At 64.8% G+C, this 12211-nt stretch carries 9 protein-coding genes; 1 reads left to right on the forward strand and 8 read right to left on the reverse strand.

The window, feature by feature from the left end; genetic code table 11:
- Positions 1 to 23: 23 nt before the first annotated feature.
- The 4 genes from ACFOSU_RS00245 to ACFOSU_RS00260 form a co-directional block, all read right to left on the reverse strand.
- Positions 24 to 3182 (reverse strand): amidohydrolase family protein, encoded by a 3159-nt coding sequence (locus ACFOSU_RS00245; protein WP_380685245.1) that lies wholly within the window; start codon positions 3180 to 3182, stop codon positions 24 to 26.
- A gap of 302 nt (positions 3183 to 3484) precedes the next feature.
- The gene (locus tag ACFOSU_RS00250; protein ID WP_380685247.1) at positions 3485 to 5083 is read right to left on the reverse strand and encodes a sodium:solute symporter family protein; all 1599 of its coding nucleotides are present in this window, start codon (positions 5081 to 5083) and stop codon (positions 3485 to 3487) included.
- Between the two features lie 46 nt (positions 5084 to 5129).
- The gene (locus ACFOSU_RS00255) at positions 5130 to 5279 is read right to left on the reverse strand and encodes a hypothetical protein (protein ID WP_380685249.1); all 150 of its coding nucleotides are present in this window, start codon (positions 5277 to 5279) and stop codon (positions 5130 to 5132) included.
- Positions 5280 to 5396: 117 nt separating this feature from the next.
- A complete protein-coding gene (locus ACFOSU_RS00260; RefSeq protein WP_380685251.1) occupies positions 5397 to 6617 on the reverse strand; it encodes a Zn-dependent hydrolase in 1221 nt (406 codons plus the stop codon).
- Positions 6618 to 6933: 316 nt separating this feature from the next.
- Between ACFOSU_RS00260 and ACFOSU_RS00265 the strand changes: the two genes are divergently transcribed.
- A complete protein-coding gene (locus ACFOSU_RS00265) occupies positions 6934 to 7899 on the forward strand; it encodes a LysR family transcriptional regulator (protein WP_380685253.1) in 966 nt (321 codons plus the stop codon).
- Between the two features lie 44 nt (positions 7900 to 7943).
- Here ACFOSU_RS00265 and ACFOSU_RS00270 read toward each other — a convergent pair whose 3' ends face one another.
- The 4 genes from ACFOSU_RS00270 to ACFOSU_RS00285 all read right to left on the reverse strand — a co-directional run bounded on the left by ACFOSU_RS00270 (position 7944) and on the right by ACFOSU_RS00285 (position 12131).
- Complete coding sequence (locus ACFOSU_RS00270; RefSeq protein ID WP_380685255.1) at positions 7944 to 8546, reverse strand: pseudouridine synthase; 603 nt, start codon at positions 8544 to 8546, stop codon at positions 7944 to 7946.
- An 86-nt stretch (positions 8547 to 8632) separates the two neighbouring features.
- Positions 8633 to 10633, reverse strand: a complete 2001-nt coding sequence (locus ACFOSU_RS00275; protein ID WP_380685257.1) for a hypothetical protein — start codon at positions 10631 to 10633, stop codon at positions 8633 to 8635.
- A gap of 376 nt (positions 10634 to 11009) precedes the next feature.
- Entirely contained in the window at positions 11010 to 11672 is a 663-nt protein-coding gene (locus ACFOSU_RS00280; protein WP_380685259.1) for a YceH family protein, read from the reverse strand.
- Between the two features lie 102 nt (positions 11673 to 11774).
- On the reverse strand, positions 11775 to 12131 hold the full coding sequence (locus tag ACFOSU_RS00285; RefSeq protein ID WP_380685261.1) for a TraR/DksA family transcriptional regulator: 357 nt from the start codon (positions 12129 to 12131) through the stop codon (positions 11775 to 11777).
- Between the last annotated feature and the right edge of the window lie 80 nt (positions 12132 to 12211).

A 12211-nucleotide genomic window follows, 5' to 3' on the forward strand; every position in this document is an offset into this window, starting at 1 on the left:
TACCGCAACGGATGCCGACTCCATCACGGGCTCTGTGCAAACGGTTCGAGCAGATCGTCAATGGTGTACAGATGCCCGCCTACCATCACCATCTGCACGTTGGCGGCGGCGCGAATGTCTTGCAGCGGATTGCCGTCAACGAACGACAGGTCGGCGAGTTTGCCGGGCTCTAGGGTGCCGAGATCGCCGCCACGGCCCACGTCGCGCGTCGGTGCCACCGTGGCGGTACGCAGTGCCTCATAGGGTGTGAAACCGCCGAACTGCACTTGCGACTCCAGGGTCTGGTGCAGGCTCTGGGCTACATGCACCAGTGGTTCGTCGGTACCGGCCCACACGGAGCCGCCGCCTTGCTGGATCTTGTGCAGGGTTTCGCCTTCGCGGCGCAAGCCGTCGCGGGCCACCGATTGATCCGCCGACGTGACGTCGTCGAAGGTGTCCTGAAGGCTCTGCAGCTGCCACGGCGTGAACAGCGTGGTGATACGGGGGTCGCTGATGTCCTCCGGATGCTCGTTGAACAGGGTGGAACTGGCGAACGGCGTGTCGGTGATCGCCATCCTGGAGGCGGTCGCCAGATCGATGACGTCCTGATAGGTACGGCCGCCGAGGCTCTTGGTATGGGAGAACTCCCAGCGCTGGGTCGCGGATAGATGTGACATGTCGTCCTGACCGAAGCCCAGAGACGGGTAGAAATAGTGCGAAAACGTCGGCAGGCCGTGCTCGTGGGCCGCTTCGTTCGCGCGCAGTTGAAGATCGAAGGGCAGGCGGACATAGGTCTTCACTTGGTCCATGCCCAGCGCGAAGATGCGCGACAGTTCGTTGGTGAACATCTTCTCGTTCGACGTCGTGCGCATGAAGCCGTAGTAGATGCGCGAGCCGTTGATATGCCCGCCGGTCGTAAATGCACGCGGGCCGACCAGGTTTCCGGATTCCAGCGCTTCCTTGCGAGCCTGGCCGCGGTAGGCCGGGTCGCCCAGCGACACAACGCTGGTGATGCCGTAGGCCAGCAGCTGACGCCCCAGCCGAGCGCCGACATAGGGAATCCACTCGCGGTGCATGTGGCCCTCGGTCAGGCCAGGCATGACGGTCAGGTTCGAGGCATCGACATAGCGCACGTTGTCGGCCGGGTCTGCGTCCTCGTGGTCGCGGATGGCGACAATGCGTTCGTCCTGCAACTCGATATCGACATCGCTGCGCAGGCTCTCGCTCGCGCCGTCCCAGAACTGGCCGGCATAGACGATGGTGCGTCCTTCGGGCAGTTGCGGTGTCCAGTTCAGGTCGACCGGCACGGTCTGGGCGTCGCCACCGCTGGCGGCGATGGTGCGCAGCACGCCGTCGGCCAAGTACATGAGCTGCTGAGAGTCGCCGCGCCAGCTGATGTAGTCGGCGTTCTCGTCGGTGACCAGCTGCGGCGAGCCGGCCGCCTCGCCGGCCGGACCGACCGGCAGCAGATAGAGCCCGTCGCCGCCGTTATAAGCCATGAACTGGCCGTCCGGCGACCACACCGGGCCGTTGCCGGAATCGCGCTGGTTGATGTTGCTGAACACGTCGTCCGGGTCCGGCGGCATCTGCCGCGTTTCGCCGCTGTTCACGTCGACGACCAGGATATGGTTCCAGCCCTGGCGGAATCGAACCGAGGCCGCATTGAGCGCGGCCATGGCCAGCGTGTTGCAGCTCGGTCCCCAGCTCGGCCGGCCGGCCTCGAACTGCTGCGATAGCGCGTCCACCGCGGTGACGGCGCCGGAATCTACATCGGCCACGTAGGTGATCGGCGGAGTGAACACACCCCGCCCGGTCTGGAAGACGATACGGTTGCCGGTCGGGCACCAGCTTGCCCGATACTGGTTCTTGGCGGCGTACTCGTCGCCCGCGAAAGAGGCCAGCACGCGTTCGTCGCCGCTGTCCATGTCGCGGATATAGATCTGTTCGATGCCGTCGCGGTCCGAGGAATAGGCCAGCGACTGGCCGTCGGGCGACCAGGTCGGCTGCAGTTCGGTGAACGAATCGTCGGTGATCTGCTCCGGCGTACCGCCGATATCCATGACCCAGAGATCGTTGAGTGCGACGAAGGCAACACGGTTGCCGTCCGGAGAAATTGCCGGCGTGACGATGCCCTTGACCTGGGCCGGAGGGCGGTCGGCGCCGTATTCGTGATTCTTGTAGCTGTAGGTCTTGCGGTCGAACGAGATTTTGGCCTCGAACGGAATCGCGTCGAGGCTGTCGCCGTCGAGATCGCGGCGCTGGATCTTGCCGTCCGAGGTGTAGAGCAGGGTACTGTCGGACAGCCAGCGCGGCCGGAACTGGAAGACATCCTCGTCTTCATCGGATACCTGGGCATCGTCCACATAGAGATGGTTGTTGCCATCGACCAGAAGCGTGTAGGCGATGCGGTTGCCGTCGGGCGACCAGGCCGGTGCATTGATCTGCCCGCTGGGTTGGCGGATGAGCACGGTCGTGTTGCCGGTCGCGTCGGTGGCCTGGATGCTGTACTGGCCGTCGCCTGCCGCGAGGTCCGTCGGCGAACTCACGGTATAGGCGATACGCGTGCCGTCCGGCGACCAGGCGGGCTGGTATTCGGATTCGGGATCGTCGGTCCATTGGGTGAGATCGCCGCTGGCGATATCCAGCACCCAGATATTGGAATTGCCCTTGGTCGTCGGGTCGTCGTTGCGGTCGGACGCGAAGGCGATCTTGCTGCCGTCGGGCGAGTAGACCGGCCCGCGATCGTCGTACTGGCCCGAAGTCAGCGCCTGCACATCGGAGCCGTCCGGCGCCATCGTCAGGATATGGAAATTGTTGTCGGTATAGCCCTGGAAGACGATCCGCTCGCCGTCCGGCGACCAGTCCGGCCGCACGTAGTCCTCTTCCGGCTCGTTGAGCCGCGTGGCCTCGCCACCGTCGCCGGCCATCCGCCAGAGGCCGTTCTGGAGGCCGAAGATGAGGGTGCTCTGATCGGGCGAGAGGTCGGCATCGAGATCGGTGCCCTCGGTGATGGTCACCGTCTCGGCCTGCCCGCCGCCCGTGCCGGAGCTCGGCGGTGGCGGGGCGGAGCCGCCGTCGTTGTCGTGGTGATCGTTGTCACTACAGCCGGCGGCGATGACGCACGCCAGTAGTGCAGCGGCTAGCGGCCCAATGGTAATGGCCTTGCGGCCTGTCCCGAGCGCTGATTGCAGAGTCTTCTTCATGACTTCTTCTCCAGCTTATGCCCCTCGCTTATTGTTCTACTGCACCGTTTCGAAGCGCGACACTATCCCTTTGTCGTATGCAACAATCTCGGTAGCGTTGTATTTCGACGATTTGCGGCGGGCTGCCCGTCTGGGCCGGATAACTACACTGGGCCGCCCTATAGGACGATCCCCTAGGCCGACCAGACCGAGGAAACAGCCCCGAGGCAAATGCGGGGACGCGTCGGACGGCGACACACAAAAAAGCGCGGTGCCGATTACCGGTCACCGCGCCTGTTTTTGTGCGATATCGAACGCCGTCGTCAGAGCCCGAGGCGCACGAAGAATAAGCCCCAGAGCGCGGTGGCTATGACCACCACGGCGAGCATGACCAACCATACGCGCCGATATTCGCGGATGAGCGTGGCGCCACTGCTGTCCTGCTGCAGGAAACGGCCGATCGTGATCTCGGACATGCGCTGTGTTTTCATCTCCTCGAAGCGGTCGAGTTCGTAGTCGCTGGGATTACGCATGAAACCCATGATGATCAGCGTCACCGTGCCCAGGGCGAAGGCGATCATCAGGCTGTCCAGTCCGGCGGGCAGCGTGATCAGCCCGTTGCGCTCGAGTTCGCCCAGCAGTACGAAGCTGATCGAGCCGACCAGCATGCAGGTCAGCGCTGCCGACGCATTCATTCGTCGCCACTTCATGGCGCCGACGATCGTCGGCAGCCAGGCGACGGCGAAGATCGAGCCGGCATAGATGGAGATCCAGTAAATGCCGGCGGGCCGGGCGATCGCGATCACGCACACGATCGCCGCTACGACGATCTGCGACACGCGCCCGAGCAGCACGCTGCGTTTCTCGCTGACCTGTTTTTCGAACAGCTTCTCGTAGAGATCGCGGGCCAGCGCAAAACCGGTGAGTACGAACAGGGTGGAGGCCGTGGACATGATCGAAGCCATCAGCCCGGCCAGGCCGAGGCCGGCGAGCGCTGGGTTGGTATGGTCCATGAAGCCGACGATCATGGCGCGATCGGCCGGCTCGATGCCGGGCTGGATGACCTGCATGGCGGCGGCGGCCATATAGACCATCAGCTGCAGCGCCGGCGCGAAGAACACACCGATGATCGCCACCTTGAGGATGACGAAATCGTTCTTGGCCGGGAACACGCGCGACACCAGCGCGGGGGTACAGGCAAAGAACAGAATCCAGACCAGGAACTGCGAGATCGACCAGCTGAAGGTACGGCCGTCGGCGCCTGCCAGCGTCCAGTAGCCGGGCAGGCGCTGGCCCAGATCGCGCATGCTGTCGAGGCCGGCCTGATCGATCAGCATGGGCGAGATCACGAACGCGATCGCCAGCATGGTGAAGAACATCATGGTGTCGGTGTAGACCACGCCGTACATGCCCGACAGGCTGCAAAACACCATCAACGCGAGGGTGAAGGCGACGATGATCACCGGGAACGGCACGTTGATGATCTCGGCCAGCACCAGCCCGGCGCCGATCAGCTGGATGATGCCGTAGCCGAGCAGGCCGATCACCATGAGGATGAGCGCGACCACGCTCACCCACTTGTTGTTGAAGCGCCGATCGAAGAAATCCATCATCGTGCGGCACTGCATGGCCTTCATCTTGCGGCCGATCCAGACCACCGCAATGAGCGTGCCGATCCAGGCGCCGAAGGAGCCGAGTGCGCCGATCACCAGCGGCCCTTCGCTGTAGGAGATGCCGGCGATGCCCATGAGCGTGACCGCGCTCAGGAAGGTGGCGGCGAGCGTACCGACGATCAGCAGGGTCGAGCCCTGCTCGCCCATTACGTAGAAATCGTCGCGATTCTTGATCAGGCGCGCGAGGCCGGCGGCCACCAGTACATAGGCCGCGAGTACCGCGACAAAAATCGTGAGCGTTATGGTCATCGTCGACCCTTTTCGAGCGGTTTGGTTGGGTGCGGGCGAGCCGCTACTAGCGCTGGCGGGCGCGGCGTTCCTGCTTGAGACGCTGGATCGTGGGCCGGTATTCGCGCAGCAGGACGACGGCCACGACCGCCGCGGAGATCAGCGTGGTCAGCAGGGCGTTGCCGAACAGCATCAGTACATAGGGTTTGAAATCCATCAGTGTGATTGCCTTTTCGGGTGCGTTGTCGAAGGGGCGGCGCGTGCGCGGGCACAGGCCGGTCGGTATTTCGGGCGGGCACGATACAGGGCGCGCGCCGGTTTGAGGCCGGCGGCGTCAGACACGACCGGCTCGCGCCAGTGCGGCATGCAGCAGCACGTCGGCGCCCTGGCGGGCATGATCGGGTTCGATCGACTCGGCCTCGTGGTGGCTGAGGCCGCCGGCACAGGGAATGAAGATCATCGCCGTCGGGCAGTGCCGAGCCAGATGAAAGGCGTCGTGGCCGGCGCCGCTGATCATCTCTTGCCAGCTGACCTCCAGCGCCCGGGCGGCGTCGCGGACATGGCCCACGCAGGTCGCGTCGAACGGCAGGGCCGGGCTGCGCCAGTGCAGATCGATACGGCATTCGACGCCGCGCGGTTGGCACCGGCGCTCGAACAGGACGTGCAGCTCGTCGATCAGCGCATCGACCACGCCATCCTCGGGATGGCGCAGATCGAGGGTGAACCTCAGCTCGCCGGCGATGGTGTTGCGCGAGGCATGGGCGACATGGAATTCGCCGATGGTGGTCATCAGCCCGTCGGTCTCGGCGACGCGCGACTCCAGGGCCTGAATGAGTTCGCTGGCCGCGAACAGCGCATCCTGGCGGACCGCCATCGGCGTGGTGCCGGCATGGGCGCTGTGACCGGTCAGATGCACGTCGAGCCAGCGAATCGCCTGGCCGCCGGTGACCACGCCGATCGTCTTGTCGTTGTCTTCGAGCACCGGCCCCTGCTCGATATGCGCCTCGAAGTAGGCATCGAACGATCGACCGAGCGGAGCCTCGCCGGCTTCGCCTGTGGCTTCGAGGCTTTCGGATAAACGTACTCCGTCGGCGTCTGCGCGCGCCAGCCCATCCTCCAGCGCCATGGCGCCGGTGAACACCGACGAGCCGAGCATGGCCGGCGTGAAACGCGCGCCTTCCTCGTTGGTCCAGTTCGCGATCTCGATCGGCGCGCGCGTGGCGATATCGTGTTCGTTGAGCGTGCGTACGGCCTCGAGCGCGGCGAGTACGCCGTAGACGCCGTCGAAGCGTCCGCCTTTGGGCTGGGTATCGAGATGGCTGCCGATGACCACCGGGTCGATATCCTCGCTGCCGGCGCGGCGCGCGAACATATTGCCGATCGCATCGCGCGAGACCGTCAGCCCTTCGGCCTCGCACCAGTCCACGAACCGCGCGCGCCCGGCGGCGTCCTCGGCGCTCACGGCCAGCCGGCTGCTGCCGCCGTTGGCGGTCGCGCCGATTTCGGCCATGGCCATGAGGCTGTTCCAGAGTCGTTCGCCGTTGGTCTTGAGCATGCGATTTCCTCTCCTGGTTGACGACGGCGTGGCGCAGGTACACAAGACGGCGGCCTGACGGTTCGGGGCCCGGTGATGCACGCGCGTTCAGTCGTAAAGTACTTGTTGCGTCGCGCCTGGGCAGACCTGCGCGTTTACGCGACCGCGGTACCGTGTCGTGGTATCCGTTGTTGTCCCGGCGTGCACAACTCGCGGTGCGGTATCTGGTCTTTGTTCTTCAATCTAGCGCCATGCGCGCATGATTAGTCAAAGCATGTATCATTATTTTAATTATTATTTTGAATAATAATATCTATTCTCAGGCGGATGCGAGGGTATGAACAGGGCTTCGGATACGCCGACGGCAACGCCGGGTGAGCACGGACAGAGGGCCCTGGCCGCGCGCCTGGACTGGAATCTGATCCGCACCTATCTGGTGGTGGCCGAGGAACTCAGCTTCAGTCGTGCCGCCGCACGGCTGTTCGTCACCCAGCCGGCGGTCAGCCAGGCGATCAAGCGTCTGCAGGCGCAGCTGGGCTATACGCTGATCCGCCGTCGCGGCCCGCGCATTTCGCTCACCACGGCCGGCGAAGAGGTCTATCGCATCGCCGGCGGCGTCTTCGCCGAGGTCTCCAGCCTGGAGATGCCGGCCAGCCGGGTGGCCGATCAGATCGTGGGCCGGGTGAAGCTGCTCACCGTGAGCCGCGTGCATTCGGCGCGCTACAACGCGTTTCTCGTCGATTTCCACCGCCGCCATCCGCGCGTGGAACTCGAGGTCGAGGTGATGCGCGGCCACGATCTGCTGCTGGCGCTGCGCCAGAACACCGCCTCGCTCGGCCTCGGCCTGTGCCGGGTCGAGACGAAGACGATCGAGCGGCGGCTGATCATTCCCCAGCGCTATGCCCTGTTCTGCGGCCGGCCGCATCGGCTCTACGCGCACGATGACGTCGATATCCAGACCTTGCTACACGAGGATCTGGTCACCTTTACCGGCGACCAGCTCGGCGATACGCTCTCGCCGCTGACCCTGTTTCGCGAAAACCACGAATTCCAGGGCCGGTTGGCGGCATCGTCGTCCAATCTGGAAGAAGTCTGTCGGCTGATCATCTGCGGCTACGGCATCGGCTTCCTGCCCGAAGGCGCGTTCCGGAAGGAAATCGAGAACGGCATGCTCCGCAAGTTGCCGCCGCCCGATGGCCTGGCCGACGTGGATATTCACCTGCTCTGGAACAGCGATCGGCCCATGCGTGCCGCCGAGGCCGTGTTCCGGGATGAACTGCTGGCCGCATTCGAGGGCGATTGATGGCCGTGGCCGTCACCTATCCGACGTGGGCGCGGGTGCTCGGGTCAGAGCTCGCGCCACTCGCCGGGCTGCAGCGCGCCAAGTTCCCAGTCGCCGATTGCGACCCGGACCAGCCGCAGCGTCGGTAGGCCGACCGCAGCGGTCATCCGCCGCACCTGCCGGTTACGGCCCTCGCGGATGGTAATCGCCAGCCAGGTGGTAGGCACGCTCTTGCGATAGCGCACCGGCGGGTTACGCAACCATAGGGCGGGTTCCGCGATCACTTCGATATCGGCAGGGCGGGTCGGGCCGTCCTTGAGTGTGGGTCCGGCGCGCAGCTGTTCGAGCTGTCGTTCGCCCGGTTCGCCATCCACCTGCACCCAGTAGGTCTTGGCCAGCTTGTGCTTCGGGTCGGTGATGCGTGCCTGCAGGCCACCGTCGTTGGTGAGCAGCAGCAGGCCCTCGCTGTCGCGATCCAGCCGGCCGGCGGGGTAGACGCCGGGGACGTCGATGAAATCCTTGAGCGTGGCGCGGTTGTCGGCGTCGGTGAACTGGGTCAGCACCTTGAACGGCTTGTTGAACGCGATCAGGCGCGGCACCGCCGGGGGCGAGGCCGGCTTGCGGCCGGGCGTTTTCCCCGGCCTGTTGGTTGCTGTATTTCTAGCCATGCCGCGAGATGTTCGAAATGATTGTTCAAGCCGGCGATGTCGCTTGTTCGATCGCCAGGGATCGACTCGCCGCTGCCCGGAGTGACCTACATATTCCTGGCCCAGCTGGCGCGCGCCAGTTCGATAGCGCGGGCGACTTCCTCTGCAGGCACCGCGTCCGGTTCGCCCGGTTCCAGCGGGTCGTAGTGGAAGACATACAGGCGCGCGGCGAACTGGTGGATCGGCAGGGACGCCTCGCCGTAGAACTCGCCGTGGCCTTCGGTGGCGGTGACGATGCCCTGTCCCCAGTCCTGGCCACTGTCGCTGTTGGGGTTGAAGAAATACACGCGCATCTCGTTGTCCGGATCCAGGGCAACACGTCGAATGCTGATGGCGTGGCGGCCGACATAACGCGCCGCGCTGTCGGTCGCGGCAATGCCCGCAGGCTGGGGATGAATACGCGGAATATTGCCGTTGTAGTAGGGGTGATAACCCGCATAGAAACGGCGGATGAAGCGCTCGTGATCGTCGATCCGGCCGGTCTGTGCGTTGGCCACGGCACAAAAGCCGATGCCGACCCACCAGCCATAGAAGCCCGGGTTGATCCAGCGGTGCAGATCTTCGTCGCGTTCGCCGCACAGGCGGCCCATTTCGATATAGATACGGTCCAGATGTGGCACGAGTACCAGCGACACGGCATCGACATCCAGCGGCGCCTGTTTCGCCAGGCCCGCCGCGAGCCCGGCCGAGGAGACACGCTCGCCTTCGAAGCGGGCCAGCACTTCGTTGTCACGCGCGGCCCAGGCAATGAGCTGCAGCAGATATGTGGGGTCGTTAGCGGCCCACATGGACAGACCGATCACGGACTGACAGGTCGGGTTGTTGCCCTGGCCGATCCCGAGCGGCTGTCCGAGCAGGCCGATGACGCCGGCCAGCAGGAACACGCGCGGCGGCTGGTCGGTGCCTAGCGCCGTACTCAGCACTTCGGCGGTCTCGGGTGACAGTTCCAGCCGGATCTGCCGCCAGATGGCCGCGGCGACCGGCGGCGAAAACAGCACCCCGCGTTCGAGCAGCCGCGCGAGACCGTACAGCGCCTGGCTGGTCTCGGCGAACACGGCCTCGTCGATGAGCGCATGCACGAGTTGCTGATAGCACATCAGGGTTTCGTGGCCGGTACTGCTCAGGCCCAGGGCGGTCGGAATCAGCTTGTTGCCGAAGTCGCCGCCCAGATCGTCCTTGAGACCACGAAGATGACGCACGAATACCGCGTGGTAGACCGACACCAGCCCCGTGTTGTGCATGGCCTGCGCGAAGGCGATCGCCTCGGTGGTGAGGGCTTCGCCGTTCATGGCGGCCAGCCGCTGGCCATAGACTTCAAGCCCCGGGTCGTCGCCGCAGCCGGGCGCCGGCCCGAACAGCGACGCGACCAGATCCGCGGCTCTTTCATTGTGTATGTCGGGATTCGTGGTGATCGCGGGTTCGTAGAGACAGGTGGCGATCTGAATCACCATCTGGCGGGCGCTGTCGACCTGGATCGGCCGCTGCGCGAGGATGCGCCAGACCTCGTCGACGAGGCTGTCGAGAATGCTCTCGTAGCCCATGTGCTCGAGCTGAAATCGATACAGCCGCTGTACCGCGAGCCCCATCTGACGCGGGCGTTCGCGGTCGGCTTCGTTGAGCGTGTCGGACAGCAGATCCAGATTCAGTGCCATCACCTGGGTGATGAAACGACGCGCACGCTCGGCGGAAATGCCCGGATGCACATAGTCACCCTTGGCAACGGCCAACAGACGCAGTTCGCTGAGCGCCTCGATTGCCGTCATCTCTGGCGCCCCCGCGCGCAGCGAATACTTCGCCAGCCGCGCCTGCAGGATATTGGGTCTGGCCCAGTCGGTGCCGACATAGACGCCGGCGGCTTCGATCGCGATCGAGCGCCAGTACAGGGCGTTCGGCCCACCTTCCGCAGCCAGCACCGCGCCCGCGGCCTCCAGAACTTCGGTCTTGGGTGCGTAGGCGTCGAGCACGCGCGCTTCATGCAGGCGCGCCAGCGCGTCATCGAAATACGCGATGCGCTGGTCGAGTGTCGCGGTGCTGTCTAGTAAATCCATTCGGTCTGGTGAGCTCGGTTGCGATAGAGAATGCAGATGCGAGCATGGTACGCCGCTGGTGCGGCGCGCCCCATCGGCCAGCGGCCGCGATGCCGGGCAATCGATGATGCCACCAGTGTATTTGTATGCGCCGATCATTGCATGGGCGGCGCATCGCTGGCGTATTCCGCTATTTCGCGACGTATTACAACGCCTGCGCACGGTTGAACGGATCTGCCGATCGATCACCTCGCGGCGGGGAAATGGCGCGGGCGGCAGTAACAGGACGGCGGTTGGGGCCGGGCGTCTGCCGCGACGCTCAATTAACGAGAGCTCGCGCGTCGCTGCCGTGCGATTCGGTCTTGTCGTCGACTGAGCCCGGTGGCGATGGCCTGAATCAGCTCGAAGCACCGAGTTGCGCGCGCAGTGTCCTGTTTTCTGCTTCCAGTTCGGCCACCCGGGCTTCGAGTTCCGCAATCCGCGCTTTCGACGAGTTCGTCGAGCCGCCGCCGGCACCGGCTGCCTCGGCATATGCCGCCCGATCGATCGGGCCGCTCAACTGATGCATGAACTCGGCGTCCTTGCGGCCGTGCGTTCTGGGCAGCTCGACGATGAGCGAATCCTCGCTGTCCTCGTCGATCAGGCCGGCGGCCGCCGCTACCACTGCCCCATTGTCGGCGAAACCATGTAGCCGGCCGCTGCGAGCGCGCAGTTCACCCGGCGTCTGCGGGCCGCGCAGCAGCAGCAGGCAGACGATCGCGAAGCCGGCGCTGTCGAGTTGCAGGTCGTTATAGGCGGTATTGCATAGCCGCTGTTTGTACTTCTCCGCGCCCGTCCTGAAATTCTCTTCTATATGCAAGAGTGATTTCGTCTTGAGTTCGCGGGCGGCGCGCTGCACCTCGGCGGGCTTGAGCGCCATCACCGGTTCGCGCGCGGATTTCTGGTTGCAGGCGTTGGTCAGCGCGTTGAGCGTGAGCGGATACTGGTCGGGCGTGGTGACGGATTTCTCCATCAGGCAGCCAATGATGCGGGCTTCGGTGGCGGTCAGTTGCGGGAGCATGCAGGCCTCGTAACAGATGGGCTCGGTGGAGCCCGGGAATGGGACGCAGCATAGCGGGTTGATGGCGTCGACCGCGATGCGGTGAAGGCCTCGCCCGCGGCGTCAGCCCTGCTCACGGGCAGCGGCGCAGTCGAGACAACGCAGGATGGTCGGGTCGTGCAGCAAGCGGGCTTGCGCGATCGTCTCGTCGCAATCCATGCAGACGCCGAATTCGGCGCTGCCCAGGCGTTTGCGGGTGCTGCCGATGCGCTGCAACTGCTGGTTGGCGCGATCGCGCGCCGCGCGACTCATGGCCTGGGCCTGCATGGCATCCATGCGCGACAGCCGGCCTTGGCGGGTCTGATCGAGTTCCACCGACTGCTCGGCGCTGGCGCTGTCGGCCAGATAACGCCGGGTTTGTGCTTCGAGTTCATCGAGGCGTGCTCGCAGGCGTTTCTGGTATGGATTGTCAGCGGACATGGTTCTGACAGCGTGCCGTATTCGGCACGCCGCTCATAGCCCCATTATCCGGATTGCGGCCACGCCACGCGTGCGGTGCT

This window comes from Salinisphaera aquimarina (genome assembly GCF_042643355.1).
Classification (GTDB): domain Bacteria; phylum Pseudomonadota; class Gammaproteobacteria; order Nevskiales; family Salinisphaeraceae; genus Salinisphaera; species Salinisphaera aquimarina.

Coding starts and splice junctions, on each gene's coding strand:
- ACFOSU_RS00260 (WP_380685251.1), bottom strand. CDS start 6,617: ATGCTCAAGACCAACGGCGAACGACTCTGGAACAGCCTCATGGCCATG.
- ACFOSU_RS00255 (WP_380685249.1), bottom strand. CDS start 5,279: ATGGATTTCAAACCCTATGTACTGATGCTGTTCGGCAACGCCCTGCTG.
- ACFOSU_RS00280 (WP_380685259.1), bottom strand. CDS start 11,672: ATGCTCCCGCAACTGACCGCCACCGAAGCCCGCATCATTGGCTGCCTG.
- ACFOSU_RS00250 (WP_380685247.1), bottom strand. CDS start 5,083: ATGACCATAACGCTCACGATTTTTGTCGCGGTACTCGCGGCCTATGTA.
- ACFOSU_RS00285 (WP_380685261.1), bottom strand. CDS start 12,131: ATGTCCGCTGACAATCCATACCAGAAACGCCTGCGAGCACGCCTCGAT.
- ACFOSU_RS00265 (WP_380685253.1), top strand. CDS start 6,934: ATGAACAGGGCTTCGGATACGCCGACGGCAACGCCGGGTGAGCACGGA.
- ACFOSU_RS00275 (WP_380685257.1), bottom strand. CDS start 10,633: ATGGATTTACTAGACAGCACCGCGACACTCGACCAGCGCATCGCGTAT.
- ACFOSU_RS00245 (WP_380685245.1), bottom strand. CDS start 3,182: ATGAAGAAGACTCTGCAATCAGCGCTCGGGACAGGCCGCAAGGCCATT.
- ACFOSU_RS00270 (WP_380685255.1), bottom strand. CDS start 8,546: ATGGCTAGAAATACAGCAACCAACAGGCCGGGGAAAACGCCCGGCCGC.